The 18,948-nt window shown below is 56.9% G+C and carries 17 protein-coding genes and 1 other annotated feature; of the genes, 8 read left to right on the forward strand and 9 right to left on the reverse strand.

Translation table 11 applies throughout. The features are described from left to right. The first annotated feature begins 55 nt into the window (after positions 1-55). Positions 56-520, forward strand: a complete 465-nt coding sequence (locus MCG44_RS01855) for a helix-turn-helix domain-containing protein (protein ID WP_240286509.1) — start codon at positions 56-58, stop codon at positions 518-520. Between the two features lie 238 nt (positions 521-758). On the opposite strand, the gene pta is transcribed toward MCG44_RS01855, so the two are convergent. Continuing rightward, entirely contained in the window at positions 759-1,733 is a 975-nt protein-coding gene (pta, locus tag MCG44_RS01860; protein ID WP_147572317.1) for a phosphate acetyltransferase, read from the reverse strand. Between the two features lie 239 nt (positions 1,734-1,972). On the opposite strand from pta, the gene MCG44_RS01865 reads away from it, so the two are divergent. Continuing rightward, a complete protein-coding gene (locus MCG44_RS01865; protein WP_147572318.1) occupies positions 1,973-2,668 on the forward strand; it encodes a helix-turn-helix domain-containing protein in 696 nt (231 codons plus the stop codon). A 183-nt stretch (positions 2,669-2,851) separates the two neighbouring features. Next, positions 2,852-4,660, forward strand: a complete 1,809-nt coding sequence (lepA, locus tag MCG44_RS01870) for a translation elongation factor 4 (RefSeq protein WP_147572319.1) — start codon at positions 2,852-2,854, stop codon at positions 4,658-4,660. A gap of 207 nt (positions 4,661-4,867) precedes the next feature. On the opposite strand, the gene MCG44_RS01875 is transcribed toward lepA, so the two are convergent. After that, positions 4,868-5,506, reverse strand: a complete 639-nt coding sequence (locus tag MCG44_RS01875; protein ID WP_240286511.1) for a recombinase family protein — start codon at positions 5,504-5,506, stop codon at positions 4,868-4,870. A gap of 209 nt (positions 5,507-5,715) precedes the next feature. On the opposite strand from MCG44_RS01875, the gene MCG44_RS01880 reads away from it, so the two are divergent. From MCG44_RS01880 to MCG44_RS01895, 4 genes are all read left to right on the forward strand, one after another. Next, entirely contained in the window at positions 5,716-6,660 is a 945-nt protein-coding gene (locus MCG44_RS01880) for an L-lactate dehydrogenase (RefSeq protein ID WP_147572321.1), read from the forward strand. 65 nt (positions 6,661-6,725) lie between these two features. Then, positions 6,726-7,778, forward strand: a complete 1,053-nt coding sequence (gene spoIID / locus MCG44_RS01885) for a stage II sporulation protein D (protein WP_240286513.1) — start codon at positions 6,726-6,728, stop codon at positions 7,776-7,778. 317 nt (positions 7,779-8,095) lie between these two features. Beyond that, positions 8,096-8,326, forward strand: a complete 231-nt coding sequence (locus MCG44_RS01890; RefSeq protein WP_240286515.1) for a hypothetical protein — start codon at positions 8,096-8,098, stop codon at positions 8,324-8,326. 449 nt (positions 8,327-8,775) lie between these two features. Continuing rightward, entirely contained in the window at positions 8,776-9,015 is a 240-nt protein-coding gene (locus MCG44_RS01895) for a hypothetical protein (RefSeq protein WP_240286517.1), read from the forward strand. A gap of 56 nt (positions 9,016-9,071) precedes the next feature. Here the strand turns inward: MCG44_RS01895 and ilvC are convergent, their stop codons facing one another. From ilvC to ilvB (MCG44_RS01920), 5 genes are all read right to left on the reverse strand, one after another. Beyond that, complete coding sequence (gene ilvC, locus MCG44_RS01900; protein ID WP_147572325.1) at positions 9,072-10,091, reverse strand: ketol-acid reductoisomerase; 1,020 nt, start codon at positions 10,089-10,091, stop codon at positions 9,072-9,074. Beyond that, positions 10,072-10,638, reverse strand: a complete 567-nt coding sequence (gene ilvN / locus MCG44_RS01905; RefSeq protein ID WP_147572326.1) for an acetolactate synthase small subunit — start codon at positions 10,636-10,638, stop codon at positions 10,072-10,074. The genes ilvC and ilvN (MCG44_RS01905) overlap by 20 nt, the downstream gene beginning before the upstream one ends. 15 nt (positions 10,639-10,653) lie before the next feature. Continuing rightward, the gene (gene ilvB, locus MCG44_RS01910) at positions 10,654-12,357 is read right to left on the reverse strand and encodes a biosynthetic-type acetolactate synthase large subunit (RefSeq protein WP_240286519.1); all 1,704 of its coding nucleotides are present in this window, start codon (positions 12,355-12,357) and stop codon (positions 10,654-10,656) included. A gap of 151 nt (positions 12,358-12,508) precedes the next feature. Beyond that, a complete protein-coding gene (gene ilvN, locus MCG44_RS01915) occupies positions 12,509-12,994 on the reverse strand; it encodes an acetolactate synthase small subunit (RefSeq protein ID WP_147572328.1) in 486 nt (161 codons plus the stop codon). A gap of 14 nt (positions 12,995-13,008) precedes the next feature. After that, on the reverse strand, positions 13,009-14,637 hold the full coding sequence (gene ilvB, locus MCG44_RS01920; RefSeq protein WP_186852852.1) for a biosynthetic-type acetolactate synthase large subunit: 1,629 nt from the start codon (positions 14,635-14,637) through the stop codon (positions 13,009-13,011). A 65-nt stretch (positions 14,638-14,702) separates the two neighbouring features. Continuing rightward, positions 14,703-14,937 (reverse strand) — a binding site (T-box leader). 359 nt (positions 14,938-15,296) lie between these two features. Here ilvB (MCG44_RS01920) and MCG44_RS01925 point away from each other — a divergent pair. Then, positions 15,297-17,699: an S-layer homology domain-containing protein gene (locus MCG44_RS01925; protein ID WP_240286521.1), complete on the forward strand. Its 2,403-nt coding sequence runs from the start codon at positions 15,297-15,299 to the stop codon at positions 17,697-17,699. Positions 17,700-17,753: 54 nt separating this feature from the next. Here the strand turns inward: MCG44_RS01925 and MCG44_RS01930 are convergent, their stop codons facing one another. Then, positions 17,754-18,242, reverse strand: coding sequence for a hypothetical protein (locus MCG44_RS01930; RefSeq protein WP_186852854.1), 489 nt, complete (start codon positions 18,240-18,242; stop codon positions 17,754-17,756). Positions 18,243-18,513: 271 nt separating this feature from the next. Beyond that, a complete protein-coding gene (rpiB, locus tag MCG44_RS01935; protein ID WP_147572373.1) occupies positions 18,514-18,948 on the reverse strand; it encodes a ribose 5-phosphate isomerase B in 435 nt (144 codons plus the stop codon).

Raw genomic sequence — 18,948 nt, forward strand, 5'->3', positions numbered from 1 at the left:
AGGGCAAACCGGTTCAGATATACTGAACCCAGAACACAAGAACAGGAGGGGACTTATGAAACAGATCTCTCAAAATATCCGCCGGCTTAGGAAAGAAAAAGGGATGTCCCAGGAACAGCTTGCCCAGGCCCTTCATGTGACGCGGCAGACGGTATCCGCCTGGGAGCGGGGAATAGCCCAACCAGGTCTGGACGTTCTGGGGCAGATTGCCCAATTACTGGGGGTGGAGCCGGAGCGGCTGCTTTACGGCGAGGACAGCGGCCGGGGGCGGTTCTACCGCGGCGTGTCTTTCTGGCCGGTATTGGGCGTGATCCCCATGTTTTATGTTATGGTATTCTGGGTTCTGCCCATCCCTATAAGCCTGGTAGCAGGCACTTTTACTGATACAGCTATTGTGCTGTGCGGTCAGCTCTTTTTAGCCATCGTCATGATGTTCTGCTACTGTGGGTTGAAGGATGAGATCCGAAACCGGGACTACTATGACCACACAGAGGACCGGGAAAACGACGACCTGGAGTAGTGTGGGGAAGGAAATTGCATCAATACAAACGCGGGGAGCGCCTATCTGGGCGCTCCCCTTTCAACGGCAGTGTTGTAATGTCTTGGTCTCTTCGATGCTGGGCCGCTTTCGCTACGACTTGTAGCGCGGATAGCTCCGCTTTGCGGCTCACAGCGCGCCCCGCCTGTGGGGTGGCAGGCCACTCCATAGCAGACAATAAAGGAACGCTCCGAAGAGCGTTCCTTCCGCTTTGATTAAATCAGGCCAGGGCCGCGGTAATAATTGCCATGGAGTAGACCTCCTGGGCGTTACAGCCGCGGGACAGGTCGTTGATGGGGGCGTTCAGGCCCAGCAGAATGGGGCCGTATGCCTCAAAGGAGCCCAGGCGCTGGGCGATCTTATAGCCGATGTTGCCGGCATTGATGTCGGGGAAAATAAAGGTGTTGGCATAGCCGGCCACTTTGGAGCCCTTGCATTTGGTCTGGGCCACACGGGGGGACACGGCAGCATCAAACTGCAGCTCGCCCTCGATAGGCACGTTGGGCATAGCCAGCTTGGCCTTCTCGGCGGCGTTGCGCATCTTGTCTACATCCTCGCCCTTGCCGGAGCCAAAGGTGGAGTAGGACAGGAAGGCCACCTTGGGGTCGATGCCAAAAATTTTGGCGCAGTCCACAGTTTCAGAGGCAATCTCCACCAGCTCGTCCTCAGTGGGCTTGATGTTGATGGCGCAATCAGCCATGGCAAGCACATCGTTTTCGCCGGTGGCGGAAGGACGGACCAGGATGAAGCAGGAGGACACGATGGAATTGCCGGGCTTGGTCTTGACCAGCTGCAGGGCGGGACGGACGGTGTCGGCAGTGGAGTAGGTAGCGCCACCCAGCAGGGCGTCGGCCTCCCCCATAGCCACCAGCATAGTGCCAAAGTAGTTGCCCTTCTTCAACATGGCGCGGCACTCATCGGCTGTCATCTTGCCCTTGCGCAGCTCCACCATGCGGGCCACCATGGCCTCCATGTTCTCATAGTTCTCAGGGTCTACGATGATGGCACCCCGGATATTGAAGCCGGCGTCCTCGGCGGCAGCCAGAATCTCAGCCTCGTTGCCGATGAGAATGGGGGTCAGGAAGGTCCCGGAGAGCAGACGGGCAGATGCCTCCAGGATACGGGGATCGGTCCCCTCAGTGAATACAATCTTGCGAGGATGGGCCTTCAGGATCTCAATGAGCTTTCTAAACATAACGACTTCCTCCAAATCAAAAATCAGGCGCGGAAAAGCGCCAATTCCTGGTCCCTATGGTAGCATTTTCGGACCCGAAATGCAAGGGGCTTTCGCCTGTTTTTCCCGTGTATCCTGTGAAAAATCTTTGTTCGGCGGGAACAAAATTTTTCAGTTTTGCTCTTTACGACAAGTATAGGTTTCAGGTATACTATACCAAGTGTATTGTCGCTCCCCTGGAGCGCGTTGAGGTGAGAGATATGAATGAAGAATTTTCCCGCACCCTCTCCCTGCTGCGGCAGGAGAAAAGGGTGAGCCAGCGCACCGCCGCCACAGCCCTAGGCATCTCCCAGGCCCTGCTCAGTCACTATGAAAACGGTATTCGGGAGCCTGGCCTACCCTTTGTGGTCCGGGCCTGTGACTATTACGGTGTGTCCGCTGATTTTCTCTTGGGGCGCACCCTTAGCCGGGACGGCACCACCATTGCCCCCGAGGAGCTGTACGACCTGAGCGACGAGAAGGACAACTCTCTGCGCGGGGGCGTCCTGGCCCTCCTGTCTAAAAAGCTGCTGGTCAACTCCATCGGCGTACTGTTCGACCTGTTGGCCAAGACGGGCAGCCGGGAGGCCATCCGCACCTGCGCCAACTATCTGTCCGGGGCGGTCTATAAAATGTACCGCCGGCTGTATCAGGCCAATCCAGCCAACAACCCGGACTTTTTTTCCGTACCCCCCCACCTGTTTGAAGGCGGGCTGGCCGACGCGGACATGAGCTGCTCCGAGTCGGAGTTTTCTGCTGCCCTGGCGGCCCAGGTCAAAGAGAAGGCCCCCCTGCCTGAGCTGTCCAATGATATTTTGGCCCGTGATTACCCGGTGCTGTATCAATCCCTGCTCCAAATCGTCCATAACACCGGAGAGCGGGTCAATGGGCTGTTGGAAGGCCGGAAGAGCAAGTGAGGCGGGCGCGTTTTTCCCACTTGCTCATTTTCCCCTCCACCTCTCAAGCTTCAACCGCTCGCCCTCTCCATATCAGATCCATCTGCTCACAAGGGGGCTCCACTCCGCAAGCGATAAATCGCTGACAGATGTGCAGTCGTTTGGCTTTGATTTGGTTTGATTTCCTACCGGAGGTTTATGCTTATGACCGATCAATCTAAAATCCGCAACTTTTCTATCATAGCCCACATTGACCACGGCAAATCGACGCTGTCTGACCGTCTCATCGAGCTGTGCGGAGCGGTAGAGCAGCGGCAGATGGAGTCCCAGCTGCTGGACAACATGGACTTGGAAAAGGAGCGTGGCATCACCATCAAGGCCCGGGCTGTCCGGCTGGACTACCGGGCGGAGGACGGGAACACTTACGCCCTCAACCTGATTGACACCCCTGGGCATGTGGACTTCAACTATGAGGTGTCCCGCTCTCTGGCCGCCTGCGAGGGGGCGGTGCTTATTGTAGACGCTTCCCAGGGCATCGAGGCCCAGACCCTGGCCAATACTTATCTGGCTATGGAGCATGATCTGGAGATCCTGCCTGTAATCAACAAGATCGATTTGCCCGCCGCCGACCCTAAGCGGGTAAAGGAGGAGATCGAGAACATCCTGGCTCTCCCCGCCGAGGACGCTCCAGAGATCTCCGCCAAGCAGGGAATCAATATTTCCGCCGTGTTGGAGGACATTGTTCAAAATATTCCCGCTCCCCAAGGAAATCCCTCAGCCCCGCTAAAGGCCCTGATCTTCGACAGCCAATATGACCCCTATGTGGGAGTGGTGGTCTATTTCCGGGTAATGGAGGGAACACTGAAAAAGGGGATGCAGGTCAGGATGATGGCCTCCGGAGCCTCCTATCAGGTGCTGGACTGCGGCTATCTGCGCCCCCTAGGCATGGATTCCTGCCAAGAGCTGACCGCCGGCGAGGTGGGCTGGTTCACCGCCTCCATTAAAAATGTGAAGGATACCCGCGTCGGCGATACCATCACAGGGGCGGAGGTCCCGGCGGCGGCCCCTCTGCCCGGCTACCGGCCCGCCCAGCCTATGGTCTACTGCGGCATATATACCGAGGACGGCTCCAAATACCCCGACCTGCGGGACGCCCTGGAAAAGCTCCAGCTCAACGACGCCTCCCTGTCCTTTGAACCGGAGTCCTCTATTGCCCTGGGCTTCGGCTTCCGCTGTGGATTTTTGGGAATGCTCCACATGGAGATTATACAGGAGCGGCTGGAGCGGGAGTTCGACCTGGACCTGGTAACCACCCTGCCCTCCGTTATCTATGAGGTAACAAAGACCGACGGCACAGTGGTCCGTGTGGACAACCCCCACAACTACCCCGACCCCGGCTCCATCAGTGAGGCGCGGGAGCCCTACGCCAAGGTATCCATCATCTCGCCCCCGGACTATGTGGGTAATATTATGCCTATGTGCCAGGACCGTAGAGGTGTTTTTAAGGACATGCAGTATCTGGACACCAATCTGGTGGAACTGCACTACTCCATGCCTATCGGGGAGATCATCTATGATTTCTTCGATGCGCTAAAGGCACGCACCAAGGGGTACGCCTCCCTGGACTATGAGCTAGAGGGCTATGAGAAGAGCGATTTGGTGAAGGTGGATCTGCTCCTCAATGGGGACCAGGTGGATGCCCTGTCCTTTATTGTCCACCGGGAGAAGGCCTATGGCCGGGCCAGGCGCATCTGCGAGAAGCTAAAGGAGAATATCCCACGCCAGCTCTTTGAGGTGCCCGTTCAGGCGGCCATCGGCGGCAAGATCATCGCCAGGGAGACGGTGAAGGCCATGCGGAAGGACGTGCTGGCCAAGTGCTACGGCGGTGACATCACCCGAAAGAAAAAGCTGCTGGAGAAGCAGAAGGAAGGCAAAAAGAAAATGCGTACTCTGGGCACCGTCCAACTGCCCACTGAGGCATTTATGGCAGTCCTCAAGCTGGACGAGGAGTAAACGGGCATTTTCGTCTGCCTTCCTGGGCCCCCATCTTTGATGGGGCGGCGCTGTGCGCCGTAAATTCGCAGCGAAGCGGAAAATTGCGTTTATTCCCACCCAAGCATTGAAATCACCCTCAGGGCCCCCGGCAAACCGGGCCGATTCCGCCAAAACAGTGGTGAGGCCGGGCGGTACATGATTTTTTCATGTACCGCCCGGTTTTTTCTATCCTCGTTCTGATGACAACCTCTTGGAACTTCGGATCATGGAGGACAGCTCCTCCAGCTTCCTGGCCTTGGCATAAAAGGTACCGATGGGCATTTCACAGGCACGGGCTGCTTGGGGGAGGGTTATGCTCTTTTCCCGCCATGCCTTATGGATCAGGTAGAAATTATCCGGCAAAGCCTGGGACGGCCGGCCAAACTGCACTCCTCTGGCCTTGGCGGCGGCAATGCCCTCGGCCTGTCTCTTGCGGATATTTTCCCGCTCGTTCTGCGCGACAAAGGACAGGATTTGAAGAACCAGGTCGGCGATAAAGGTACCCATCAGGTCTTTGCCCCGTCGGGTGTCCAGAAGAGGCATATCCAGCACCACAATGTCCACTCCCTTTTCTTTGGTCAGCACCCGCCACTGCTCCAGCACTTCGGAGTAATTGCGGCCCAGGCGGTCGATGCTTAGGATATACAGCAGGTCCCCTGCCCGTAACCGTCTGAGCATCCGCTTATAAGCTGGCCGCTCAAAGTTTTTGCCGGACAGCTTATCCATATATTGACTGTCTGATGGTACCCCGGCAGCCAGCAGGGCCAACCGCTGCCGGTCCTCGTTCTGGTCCGTGCTGGACACACGAATATAGCCATAGATCAATTTGCTTCCCTCCTTCGTTTTCTACCATCATAAGACAACGTGAGGAGAAAGCGCAGCCCAGATCAAGAGACAGTCAAAAAAATCAGGAACTCATAACCCTTCCCATCCTCTAATTGAAAGTGAACACCGAATCTTCAGGAATAGCAGCTCGAAAAATCAGGCACAACTAAAAGCCAGAGGGCTTTTAGGCCTGAGGAAGGAGAACAATCATGACTACAGATCCCAGAAAGGCGGCCATCATTGGCTGCGGTGCGGTGGGTGCCTCCATCGCCTTCCGATTTTTGCAGCAGGGCCTGTTTTCCAAGCTGGTGCTGGTAGATGTAAACCGGGCCAAGGCGGAGGGTGAGGCCATGGACCTGAGTGACGGCCTGCCTTACGGTTCCGCCATGGAAATATCGGCCGGGGGCTATGACGATCTGGCTGACTGTTTTCTTGTCGTTATCACCGCCGGGGCAAACCAGAAGCCCGGTGAGACCCGGCTGGACCTGATCGGCAAAAATACCGCCATCCTCAAAAGTATTCTCACTGAAATTAACGCCCGCGGCTTTCAGGGTATCCTGCTGATCGTTTCCAATCCGGTAGATGTACTGACCTATGCGGCCTGGAAGCTGTCCGGCTGTCCCAGAGGCCGGGTCATCGGCTCGGGTACCGTGCTGGACACCGCACGGCTGAAGCAGCTGCTGGGCGAGGAGCTGGCGGTGGACAGCCGAAATATTCACGCCTTTATCATTGGGGAACACGGGGACAGCGAGCTGGCGGTTTGGAGCGGGGCCAATGTGTCGGGCATCGATCTGGACCAGTTTTGTCAGCTTCGGGGCGGAGTGGACAACTGCCACCTGGACCAGTTGTACCGACGGGTGCGGGACAGCGCCTATGAGATCATCCGACGAAAAGGGGCTACCTACTACGGCATCGCCATGGCAGTAGGCCGCATCGCCCAGTGCCTGGTGCGGGACGAACACTCTGTTCTCCCGGTGTCCGTGGTGCTGGAGGGACAGTACGGCTTGGAGGGCCTGGCCCTCAGCATCCCTTCTGTCGTGGGGCGGAACGGCCTGGAGGAAGTGCTGGAAATCCCGCTGAACGGGGAGGAGCGTCAGGCGCTGGAGGACTCCGCCCGCCAGATGAAGGAGGCCATCGAGTCTTTGGACCTGTAACGGTAACAGGCATAAAAAAGCCCGCCGTCCCATAAGTTGTCCCAAAGGACAAGGAGGGGCGCGGGATGAGGATACAGCGGGCACGGGCAAAAATATGGCTGGGGCGGTCTCTGCGGCAGGTGGTGGCGGCCGCTCTCTTGAGCGTGGGCGTACTGTTCTGTCTGCCCGGAATTCTAATCCGGGGAGATCCCTTATATCAAGGATCCGAGGTGGTTGAATCACTTCCTCCGTCCGGGGACGCAGCCTCCGGTGGAGTACAGGCCGCCTCCCGGGACCGCGGGAGAGCTGTACGGCTGCAGATGGACGACGGAACAATCCGGGAGCTGTCTATGTCTGACTACCTGTGGGGGGTAGTGGCGGCTGAAATGCCGGCCTCCTTTGAACTAGAGGCCCTGAAAGCCCAAGCCTGCGCCGCGCGAACCTATACGGTAGTCAGGCAGAACTCCGGCTCTGACAAGCACCCGGGAGCGGATATCTGTGAAGACAGCACCTGCTGTCAGGCCTATATCGAGCGGGAGGCGGCCCTGGCCCGCTGGGGACTAAACGCCCAGGAGTATGAGGAAAAGATTTCCCAGGCGGTGGAGGGGACCGACGGGCTGGGTATCCTCTATGAGGGGCAGCCCATTCAGGCACTGTTCTTCTCCTCCGCCGCCGGCCGGACCGTGGACGCTGTGGCGGTGTGGGGCAACAGTGTGGACTATCTGAAAAGCGTGGACAGCCCAGAGGGGGATGAGGTCCCCAACTACCACAGCCAGGTCGTTCTCTCCTCTCAGCAGGTCCAAGAGGCGGCTTTGGCCGCCTACCCCGGAGCGGATCTGTCCGGGGAGCCCTCCAGTTGGTTTGGTCAGGCCGTCCGGGACGAGGGCGGCACCGTCACCTCCATCCCCTTTGGCGGCCTTACCCTCACCGGCGGCCAGGTCCGGTCCATGCTGTCCCTCCGGTCCGCCGCCTTTACTGTAGTCTGGGACGGGGAAAATTTCACCTTTGACGTTACCGGCTACGGCCACGGGGTAGGCATGAGCCAGTATGGAGCCAACGCCATGGCCAAGGAGGGGAAAAATTTTACAGACATCCTGACCTGGTACTATACCGGCACCCAGGTAGACGCTCTCTGGTGAGAAAGGCACAGCCCTCCCGGCAGGCCGGGAGGGCTGTGCCATCTCTCATGTAACGTCAAAACGCACGCCAAAATTTTAGCTGTTTTTATATTCTAGAGCTTATTTACATACCGAACAAATTTCAGTAATATAAAGCCAGTAATACATCTACAATGCCGGGTTAAATCCCAATATATTCCGGGCACTTATTTCACATTTGCTACCCAGAACAGCGAACTAGCTGGGGAAGCCTGCCACGCTACCTATTCGCCAAAGAAACCGGGGGACCCACTTCAAGACTGATACGACCGCTGCCGGCAGTGAGGGAGGGATCGGGGATGGATTCTATGAAATATGAGATTGCTGGCTTGTCGGTCATGACAGCAGCCGCATTTCTTTACGGTCCGGAGGTGGGAAGCTTTGTGTTCTCCCTCTCAATCTTGATAGAAGGCATCGTCTGTTTGATCAAATTTCGGCGGAATCGCTGGCTCGCCCTGATGCTGCTCGTCATGGTGGTTTTGGGCAGCGTGTTCACCGTCCGGGAATTTGTTGGACTCTTATCCGAGTAATTGAAAAACTAGAACCTCCGGTGTTGCCAGGGGAGCAGTTCAAGATGGATACGGCCGCTGATGTCACAGGTGCTTGGGCATAGGCCGCACCAAAATACCAGCGCACCATTGGAGGACTGGTAAAAATGGGATCTGATCGGAACATAGATAAATATATTTTGATACTAGCCTTGTGTTCCTCCCTGATCGCCCTCTTATTTGCAGGTATTACGTATGCTATCTGTATTTATTGTTTTGGCATCTTTCTTTATGGGAGCATTGGGTGTATCTGTACAATAAAAAAGAAGCATTATGTTCGGGCCCTGGTTTATCTCCCCCTTATCATTTTATCCTTCGTCGCTCTGCTTCGGGAGTTATCACCAGCCCTAAAAAAATAGAGGGAACCCCCAGCTTACGCCATGGAACCCATTTAAGGCGGATACGACTGCTGATGTCAGGAGGGCTCGGATATGGACCGTAAAAAGTACCGTTACCGCTACCGCGTCACTGTTCTCGTAATCATGATAGCAGCCGGGATTTTTTTCAGTATGAAGGCAGTAAGCCTCATATTCTACACATCACTTTTGATTGAATGTTTCGGCGCTTTGATCGTAGATCGGCCGAAAGGCTGGATTGTGCCGGTACTGCTCGCAGCGGGGATCTTGGACGGTATTTTGGTGGTCAAAAAGCTCCTTGAGCTCATGTCTTAACTAAGCAGGCCCCCCGGCTTATGCCGGGGGGCCTGAATTTTGATGCGGAGCAGTATTTAGTTGGAAGCAGTATCCAAATCGGTGTCCCCGCCCCAGATCATATTCTTCCGCAGCTCGGCGCCCACGGTTTCCATCTGGTGCTTGGCCAGATTGGCCCGCATGGAGTTGAAGAAGGTGCGGCCGTTCTTGTTCTCGGCGATCCACTTACCGGCAAAGGTGCCGTCCTGGATGTCCTTCAGAACTGCCTTCATGTTCTTCTTGGTCTCCTCATAGGGCAGGACACGGGGACCGGACACATACTCGCCATACTCTGCGGTGTCGGAGATAGAGTAGTTCATGGCCGCCACGCCGCCCTTGTTGATCAGGTCGATGATAAGCTTCATCTCGTGGATGCACTCAAAATAGGCGTTCTCGGGCTCGTAGCCGGCCTCGACAAGAGTTTCAAAGCCCAGCTTCATCAGCTCCACCACGCCGCCGCACAGAATGGCCTGCTCACCGAACAGGTCGGTCTCAGTCTCATCGTGGAAGGTGGTTTCCATCACGCCGCCCCGGGCGCCGCCGATGCCGGCGGCATAGGCCAGTCCCAGCTTATAGGCGTCGCCGGTGGCGTTCTGCTCTACGGCGATCAGGCAGGGCACGCCCTTGCCGTTGACATAGGTGGAGCGGACGGTGTGACCGGGGCCCTTGGGGGCGATCATAACCACGTCTACGTCGGCGGGGGGAACGATCTGCTGATAGCGGATATTGAAGCCGTGGGCAAACATCAGCATATTGCCGGAGGACAGGTTGGGGGCGATGGACTTTTTATAGACCTCGGCCTGGACCTCGTCATTGATCAGGATCATGACGATATCGCCCCACTGGGCGGCCTCCTCCACTGTCTTGACCTGCAGGCCGGCCTTCTCAGCGTTGGCCCAGTTCTTGGAGCCCTGGCGCAGGCCGACGCAGACATCACAGCCGGAGTCCTTCAGATTCATGGCGTGGGCGTGGCCCTGGGAACCGTATCCGATAATGGCAATCTTTTTCCCGTCCAGATAGCTCAGATCACAGTCCTTCTCATAGTACATTTTTGCCATAGTTGTATTCCTCCTTCAGTTTGTTGTCATCATATATAGTGCTACGCCCTCTTTCGATGGCGAGAGTACCCGTCTTTGCGATCTCCAGAATGCCGAAGTCGGCCAGCAGGTCTGTGAGTGCCCTGGTCTTGGACCGGTCACCGAAGATAGCTACTGTCAGGGTGTCCCGGCCCACATCGATGATGTTGGCCCGGAAGATGTTGGCCATTTGAATGACCTCATCCCTGGAATTGCGGTCCGTGGCCCGGACTTTGATGAGAGAAAATTCCCTCTGGATAGAGGTGGCCTCGTCCAAGATCTTTACCGCCAGCACAGGGATAAGCTTACGGCACTGGTCGGCAATCTGGTTTATCATCAGCTCGTCCGCCAGAATGCTGATCGCCAGGCGGGCGGTGTTGGGCCGGTCGGTTCCGCCGGTGACAATGGACTCGATGTTATACCCCTTACGGGCAAACAACCGGGCCACCTGGCTCAATACGCCGGGGATGTCCTGGACCAGGATGGCCAGGGTATACAGCTTTTTTTCTGGATCAAATTCCCGTTTCATATCCCCCTAGCCCCCTTATTTGAGTAAGAAGTCAGTGATATGGGCGCCGCCGGCTACCATGGGCCGGACCATCTCATCCATATCCAGGCGGCAGTCGATGACACAGCCGCGGCCAGCGGTCAGCGCTTCCTGGAAGGCCGCCTCCATCTCCGCCATACTGGTTACCCGGAAGCCCTTCAGTCCATAGGCCTCGGCCAACTTGACAAAGTCCGGGCCTCGGTCCAAGGTGGTCTCCGAGTACCGCTGATGGTAGATCAGATTCTGCCACTGGCGAACCATACCCAGGGTGCCGTTATTGAACACTACTGTAATGATAGGCAGGTGGTAATGTTCTACCGTAGCCAGCTCATGGCAGTTCATGCGGAAGCAGCCGTCTCCGGTGGTATGGACCACCACCTTGTCCGGGTTGCCCAGCTTGGCCCCGATGGCCGCTCCCAGGCCGAACCCCATGGTCCCGAAACCGCCGCTGGTCAGCAGCTGCCCAGGATAGTCAAAATGGAAGTGCTGAATGGACCACATCTGATGCTGGCCCACATCGGTGGCCACGATGGTATCCTGGGGCGCCAGACGCCGGATGGTCTCCAGCACCTGCTTGGGGGTAAGCTTATCTCCCGTTTCCACCACCGAGGGGACCCGCAGAGGCAGGACCTGCTCCTTCCATTCCGGATGGCTGTACTGGGGCAGCTTGGCGTTGAGCATCTCCAACACCCGCCGGGCTGAACCGATGATGTGGTGGTCCGTGAGGACATTTTTGTCAATCTCAGACCGGTCAATGTCAATCTGGACGACCTTGGCCTGGCTGGCAAAGGTCTCCGGCTGGAGCGCCACCCGGTCTGAGAAGCGGCAGCCCACGGCGATGAGCAGGTCACACTCATTGCACGCCACATTGGATGCCTGAGAGCCGTGCATCCCAATCATCCCTGTCGTCAGCGGATGTCCGCCCGGGAAGCCGCCGCCCCCCATAACAGTGATGGCCACCGGAGCGTCCAGCTTCTCGGCAAACTCCTGGAACTGCCGGTGGGCACGGCCCCGGACCACACCGCCGCCGCAGATGAGCAGCGGCCGCCTGGACTGGGCAATCATCTCCACCAGGGTATCAATGTCCCCTTTGTTGGGCTCTGGAGCCTTCAGCTCGTGGCTGGTGGCCAGGGACTGAATGGAGCTGCAGGAGCGGTTCCTGCTCCAAGGGACAAACTCATAGTCGATCTCCACACTGGGAAACGTAACATTCTTCAGGAAATCGATGAGCACCGGGCCGGGCCGGCCGGTGGCCGCCACGGCAAATGCCTGACGCATCACGTCCGGGATGGTCTGGGCGTCCCGGACCAGATAGGTGGCTTTGGTAATAGGCATAGCGATGCCGGTAATGTCCACCTCCTGAAAGGCGTCCTTCCCCAGCGTCTGCTCCGTCACATTGCAGGTGATGAACACAATGGGAGAAGAGTCCATATAGGCGGTGGCAATCCCGGTGACCAGATTTGTGGCGCCAGGGCCGCTGGTAGCGAAACAGACCCCCACTTTCCCGGTGGAACGGGCATAGCCGTCGGCGGCGTGAGCAGCCCCCTGCTCATGGGCGGTCAAGATATGGTGGATCCTATCCTGATAGTTATACAGCTCATCATAGAGATTCAGGATCGTTCCACCTGGATATCCGAAAACAGTGTCCACCTCCTGCTCCAGCAGACACTCCATGATGGCCTGAGTGGCGCGTACTTTCAAAACGGCTGACCCCCTTTGGGTGAGATAGAAGTGTGATGTTACGCTGCGCTTTGCGCATGCGGTCTGGGCGCTCTCGCTGCGGCTCTGGACACAAACGGCCGGACTTCGCCTGCCCTGGTTTGTATTCGCCGCTCCGCTCCAAGCTCCGCGCTCAAATTTTCCCTCCGCCCTTCTGCACGGCGATGACGCCGGTACGGGCAACCTCCAAAATGGAGAAGGGCCGCATCATGGCCTGGAAGGTATCCAGACGATCCGGCGTGTCGGACAGTTCCAGAGTCATAGAGGTAGGAGAGATATCATCCACCTTAGCCCCGTAGATGGAACAGATGGTCATAATATCCTGCCGGGTTTTATTGTTGGCGTTTACCTTTAAGATCATCAGCTCCCGGCCAATCAAGTTGGTCTCCTCCAAAGTGCGGACCTTGATGACCTCGATGAGTTTGTTGAGCTGCTTTTCCACCTGCTCCACCACGCTGTTGCCGCTATCCACGATGATTGTGATACGGGAGATGGTAGGGTCGTCGGTGACACCCACGGCCAGGGATTCGATGTTGAAGGCTCGGCGGGCAAACAACCCAGTAATACGGTTTAGAGCGCCCGCCTGGTTCTCCACCAGCACGGAGATTGTCTGTTTCATCTGGTCCCCCTCCTTTAATCGTTGGTGCCCACGTCGGGGTGGACTTCACAGAGCATCAGGCAGGCGCCTTTGGTGGACAGAAAGCGCTCGATGGCCTCGTCCAGTTCTTCCTCCTCGCGGACCATAATGCTGGGGATCCCGTAAGCGGCGGCAATGGCGGCAAAGTCCGGGGAACCGTCCAAATCCACCCCAAAGGGGCCATGATAAGGAACTGATTTCTGGATCTGGTGGACCAAACCCAGGGTATGGTTCTGAAACACAAGGATCTTGATATCCAAATCAGCGCACCGTATGGCGGCCAGTTCGTTCATGGCCATCTGGAAAGAGCCGTCTCCACAGACAACGACGGTCTGCCTGCCCGGCTTCGCCACCTTGACGCCAATCGCGGCGGGGAGGGCGTAGCCCATGGTCCCCAGGCCGCCACTGGTCAGCAGTCGGCCGTGCTTTTGGGGAAAATACTTACAGGTAAAGATCTGATTCTGGCCTACATCCACGCACACCACGGCGTCCTCATCCAGCTTGGCCCCCAGCCTACGGATGGCAGTACCAGGGAACACAGAACCGGGACGCTTGGGAAAGACCCGGCTCAACTCGGCCTTCCGGTAGTCCCGAAGCATGGCCAGCCAGTCGGCAGAATCGGTGCTGGAAACACCCATATCCAGGATCTGGCGAAGGATGACCTTCACGTTGCCTACCAGGGGGACGGCGGCCTGCATATTTTTCCCGATCTCCGCCGGATCCACGTCGATATGAATGGTGGCCATCCTGCGCTGTATCTCGTCGGGGGAGATGATGGCCCGGTCGGCAGCCCGAGTGCCCACCATGATGAGCAGGTCGGACTTTGCCAGGGCTTTGTTGGCGCAGTGGTTGCCGTGGGCTCCGATCATGCCCAGGTTGAGTGGGTGGTCCGTGGGCATCAGGCCAATGCCCATCATGGTCTTGACAACCGGGATATTGGCGGTCTCCGCCAGCTCCAGCAGCTCCTCCTGTGCGTCGGCCAGCCACACACCGCCGCCAGCGCAAATCAGAGGCTGGCGGGCCTTGGCGATGGTTTCCACTACACGCTTAATTTGGAGGTCATTTCCTTTGACGCTGGGCTTGTACCCCCGGATATTGACCTCCTCGGGCCAGTCAAACTTCTTTAACGTCTGCTCCTGGACATCGATAGGAATATCAATGAGGACCGGGCCCGGACGACCAGTGGAGGCGATATGGAAGGCCTCTCGGACCACCCGGGGAATGTCGTTGGCGTTTTTCACCAGATAGCTGTGCTTGGAGAAGGGCGCCACGGCACCGGTGATATCCACCTCCTGGAAGATATCTCGGCCCAGAAGATGGCTGGGCACCTGTCCGGTGATAGCCACCATGGGGATAGAATCCATGTAGGCTGTAGCGATACCAGTAATCAGGTTGGTGGCCCCGGGACCGGAGGTGACCATGCATACTCCTACCTTGCCGCTGACCCTGGCATAGCCGGAGGCCATATGGCCGGCGTTCTGCTCCGTCCGCACCAGGGTATAGCCGATCTCCGGATGTTCCTTTAGGGCGTCTACCACCGGGCAGATGGTGGCTCCGGCGTAGCCAAAAATATGGTCTACCTGCTCACGCAGCAGGCTTTCAATCAACGCGTGCGCTCCATTCATGGAACTTCACCTCCATTGGTGTGCTTTGGATCAAAAAAACAAAAACGGCTTCGTCCTATCCATACAGATAGGACGAAGCCGGATGCTCCGTGGTACCACCTAAATTCATAACCTTTGACTGGTTATGCGCTCATTTCCCCAATAACGGTGGGAGAACCGTTCCAACCTACTATGGCACGCCGCCAGTTCAGAAGGACTGCTCACGGGCGAGCTTCGGGGGAGGTCCTTCACGAGCGCTTACACCGACCGCGCCCTCTCTTCGCATCCAGACAAGCCTACTATCCCGTTCATCGCGTTTATGATGATTGTTCACAATCATACTCTATTCTGTCGGATTTGTCAATTCCCTTTCCCCGGAAATTTCTCCGTTTTTTATTGCTTGACCATGTCTACCAAATGTCTACCAAAAAAAGCGGGAAAGTGCTGGGAAACAGGGCTTTCCCGCTTTTCCATTTTCTGGGTGTCTACCAGATGTCTACCAAGGGCACTTTTTCTTTGAAAAAGCCCCCTTTTTTATTTGCTCTTAGCGGGTTTTCCTCACCTTTTTTGCTTTGCAAGGGGCGTTATACAGGGCTGATGCCATAAAAAGTCCTCAAAGCCTCGAAAAAATGGGGATTTTGTCAGAAAAGTCCCCGAAAAAATTTAAGGAGGAATCCCGAATGAGAAACCTGAAACGGGCTCTTAGCCTGGCTCTGGCTTCCGTCATGGTCATGGGCCTGATGGTAGTCGGTTCCGGAGCGAGCTACGTCGATGTGTCTTCCAAGAACAATCAGGAAGCCATCGAAGTTCTCCAGGCCGTCGGTGTTATGACCGGCGACGAGAACGGCAAGTTCAACCCCGACGCCAACGTCACCCGCAACGAGATGGCCGTCATCATGTCCAACATGCTGGACTACAAGGTGTCCAACTACGCTGGCACCGCCCCCTTTACCGATGTGCCCGCCTGGGCTGAGCCCTATGTGGCCGCCTGCTGGACCCACGGCATTATCTCCGGCTATGACGCCAAGACCTTTGGCGGCAGCGACTCCGTCACTGCTGCTCAGGCCGCTCTGATGATGCTGAAGGCTCTGGGCTACTTCCAGTATCAGTCCGACTTCGGCGATGACTGGCAGCTGTCCACCATCCGTCAGGCTAACCAGATCGACCTGTACAACGACGTGGATGTGGCCGCTATTGAGGCCATGACCCGGAACGACGTGGCCCAGCTGGCTCTGAACACCCTGGAGGCCACTCAGGTCATCGTGGGCCGTGAGCCCGGCAAGGTGGTCACCCCTGATGGCACCACTGTGTACCTGGGCTCCGCTGAGTACAGCGACCTGTACAAGTCCGGCAACCGTTATAACGCCATCAATGGCAAGAAAGATGACGACAGCAAGAAGTACTCCGCCGAGCTGGGCGAGGACCTGTTCGCCGGCGAGCTGAAGAAGAAAGCCGACGACCACGACGACTTCGGCCGTCCCGCTGTCATCTGGTCCTACGAGGGCGACGAGATCGGCAAGTACGCTGGTGAGGAGCCCGTCATGACCTATGTCAAGGACTTTGACAAGGACGAGGTAAAGGACTTGGAGAAGGACGGCTACGACTTCGACGGTGCCACCATCTATGTCAACGGCTCTGATGAGACCGGGCTGGACAGCGTCGCAGACTTGGCCGCCCGCAAGTACAAGGGCACCGTCATTGAGCTGTACGCTGCTGAAGATGACGACAAGAAGATCGACCGGATTGTCCTGCTCCAGGGCTACCTGGCTCAGGTGACCGACATGGACGACGAGGATGTCACCATGGACGTCTACAACCCCTGGCTGAATAATGACGACGAGGCCGTTTCTTTCACGGTTGAGGACAACAGCAAGGATGACGACGACTGGTTCGACCGCCTGTCCAAGCGTTATGACGTGGACGACTACTTCGTCATCTTCATTGAGGCCGCCGACGTGAACGACGATAACGATGTGCTGGCCGTGTCTGACGTAGAGACCGTCAGCGGCACCGTCAAGACCGTCAAGATCACTGACGATATGGAGAATGGCTACAACGGCAGCTTCACTCTGGACGGCACCAAGTACACCCTGGCCTCCGGCTACAACAATGTCGAGATCAACGCCGGCGACGAGTATGACTTCTTCCTGGACGAGAACGGCTTTGTGATTGGCGCCAAGGCTGCCAACGACGAGGTCAATGTTGACGACTATATCTTCGTGAAGGAAGTTGGCGAGAGCGGCTTCGACAACATCGCCAAGGCCCTGTTTATGGACGGCACCTCCAAGACTATCACCGTGTCCGAGTTGGACAACGACGATGACTTCACCTGGGATAAGTCTGAGGATGCCAAGAAGTTCTACACCTTCAAGGAGAAGAAGAACGGCGAGTATGAGCTGAAGCTGGTGGACGATCAGAATAAGGCCGAGAGTGCCACCGTGGATAACGTCGCCAAGCCCATCTCCGGCGTTACCAAGACTGGTAACTCTTCCACTCTGTTCATCGCTAAGGATAAGGTTTACACCGGCGTGAAGAACGCCCCCGAGGTTGAGGCCGGCAACGTATACTACATCTTCGACGGCGGCCGTCTGGTCGTTGTGTACTCCGAGAACGAGGGCTCCGCCAGCACCAGCGCTGACGAGCTGGTCTATGTCCTGTCCGACAACTACGCTGTGGGTCTGGACGAGGACGACGAGGAGTACTATGAGTACGATGTCTTCATGGACGGCGAGAAGACCACCCTGCTGACCCGTAAGGATGATCTGGAGGTTGGCCTGTACCAGATCAAGAGCTACGAGGACGACCTCTATGCCGAGTTTGAGAAGAACGTTGACGGCGATCTGGTGAAGACCGAAGAGTCTGTGTCCACTGTCGACTACGAGGACGGCACCCTGACTCTGGACGACGAGAGTTACCTGCTGGCTGATGACGTGAAGGTCTACACCATCGACGGCACCACCGTCAAGTCCATTGGCGCCGGCTCCATCGAGAACCGCGTAACCAAGGACGGTTTTGACAACGTCACTCTAATCCAGCTGGACGAGGATGACAACGAGTTCGTTATCGTCTATCTGACCAAGTAATTTCTTTTCCGCAACCCCAAAGGACCCCGGAGCCAGAGCTCCGGGGTCCTTCTTTCATTCCATTTCCAGAAGGGCTAGATAGTGATAGGTCTTGCCCGCGTCGTTTAGCTGGGGCGATGCCTTGCCCTCATCATTATACCAGGATATGGCCCGCTCCTCCCATGTTACCGTGTTTGTCCGGTCATTGTTGACCGTAGATTGGGCCGCCGCAGAGGTTTCCCCGCGGCCGCAGAGCAACCGCCAGCTGCCATAGACGTAAAGAAGCATCGGTCTTCGCTGGAAGGTCAGGCGGTTTGGGGCACTGGCTCCGGCGCCTCCGGTCCCTACATAGCTCCCCGCCACTACCTGACAGTTTCCTTTTCCGGCCATATCCGCTGCGAGAACAGCGGCCTTCTGTGTCAGCTGGTCCATGGCTTCCCGGCTGGCTTTCCCAAAAAGAGCTGTATCGATTTTTTGGTTGTCCTCATTGAACTCCATACGGAGCACCTTATCCTCCGCCTCCCATTGGTTGAGCTGGTAATGCTGCGTCTTGTTGGTTGACATGATGGTTCCTCCTTTAATGATTAAGATCAGGGATGTGGCTTTTGCGGGGTACACCTTTTTCTCCCGCTTTGGGTTGTCACGCCCTGCATGACCGGTTAGTCGGGCCGGAGCCGCAGCGTGACCCCTTCTATCTAACACAAAAACCGCCCCGAAGTGGGACGGTTTCATACATTTTTTGGAAATTATAATACAATTCTGTTCAAAGAGAGTCTGCCATCGGGTCTCTTCCCATAAAAGGGACCTGGAGGCCACGCCCCCAGGTCCTTGCCCTTTATTTCTCCATATCCATGATTTGGGACACGCGGCGGGCGTGGCGCCCTCCCTCAAAGTCCGTGGTCAAAAACACGTCTACGATGCGCTCGGCCAAGTTGGGCCCAATCATCCCCGCGCCCATCGCCAGCATATTGGCGTTGTTGTGGCGGCGGGTCAACTCGGCGGACAGGGGATCGGCGCACAGGGCGCAGCGAATTCCCTTCACCTTGTTGGCGGTGATGGAGATGCCGATGCCGGTGGTGCAGATGACAATCCCCTTCTCACAGGCGCCGGAAGCCACAGCTTCGGCAGCGGCCTTGCCAAATACAGGGTAGTCACAGCTGGCGGTACTGTCTGTACCGAAGTCCTGGCAGGAGATGCCCTTGGCTACCAGATAGGCCTTGATATGCTCCTTCAAATTATAGCCGCCATGGTCAGATGCGATTGCGATCAT

It is taken from the genome of Lawsonibacter sp. OA9, from assembly GCF_022440585.1.

Coding starts and splice junctions, on each gene's coding strand:
- MCG44_RS01855 (WP_240286509.1), top strand. CDS start 56: ATGAAACAGATCTCTCAAAATATCCGCCGGCTTAGGAAAGAAAAAGGG.
- pta (WP_147572317.1), bottom strand. CDS start 1,733: ATGTTTAGAAAGCTCATTGAGATCCTGAAGGCCCATCCTCGCAAGATT.
- MCG44_RS01865 (WP_147572318.1), top strand. CDS start 1,973: ATGAATGAAGAATTTTCCCGCACCCTCTCCCTGCTGCGGCAGGAGAAA.
- lepA (WP_147572319.1), top strand. CDS start 2,852: ATGACCGATCAATCTAAAATCCGCAACTTTTCTATCATAGCCCACATT.
- MCG44_RS01880 (WP_147572321.1), top strand. CDS start 5,716: ATGACTACAGATCCCAGAAAGGCGGCCATCATTGGCTGCGGTGCGGTG.
- spoIID (WP_240286513.1), top strand. CDS start 6,726: ATGAGGATACAGCGGGCACGGGCAAAAATATGGCTGGGGCGGTCTCTG.
- MCG44_RS01890 (WP_240286515.1), top strand. CDS start 8,096: ATGGATTCTATGAAATATGAGATTGCTGGCTTGTCGGTCATGACAGCA.
- MCG44_RS01895 (WP_240286517.1), top strand. CDS start 8,776: ATGGACCGTAAAAAGTACCGTTACCGCTACCGCGTCACTGTTCTCGTA.
- ilvC (WP_147572325.1), bottom strand. CDS start 10,091: ATGGCAAAAATGTACTATGAGAAGGACTGTGATCTGAGCTATCTGGAC.
- ilvN (WP_147572326.1), bottom strand. CDS start 10,638: ATGAAACGGGAATTTGATCCAGAAAAAAAGCTGTATACCCTGGCCATC.
- ilvN (WP_147572328.1), bottom strand. CDS start 12,994: ATGAAACAGACAATCTCCGTGCTGGTGGAGAACCAGGCGGGCGCTCTA.
- ilvB (WP_186852852.1), bottom strand. CDS start 14,637: ATGAATGGAGCGCACGCGTTGATTGAAAGCCTGCTGCGTGAGCAGGTA.
- MCG44_RS01925 (WP_240286521.1), top strand. CDS start 15,297: ATGAGAAACCTGAAACGGGCTCTTAGCCTGGCTCTGGCTTCCGTCATG.
- MCG44_RS01930 (WP_186852854.1), bottom strand. CDS start 18,242: ATGTCAACCAACAAGACGCAGCATTACCAGCTCAACCAATGGGAGGCG.
- rpiB (WP_147572373.1), bottom strand. CDS start 18,948: ATGATCGCAATCGCATCTGACCATGGCGGCTATAATTTGAAGGAGCAT.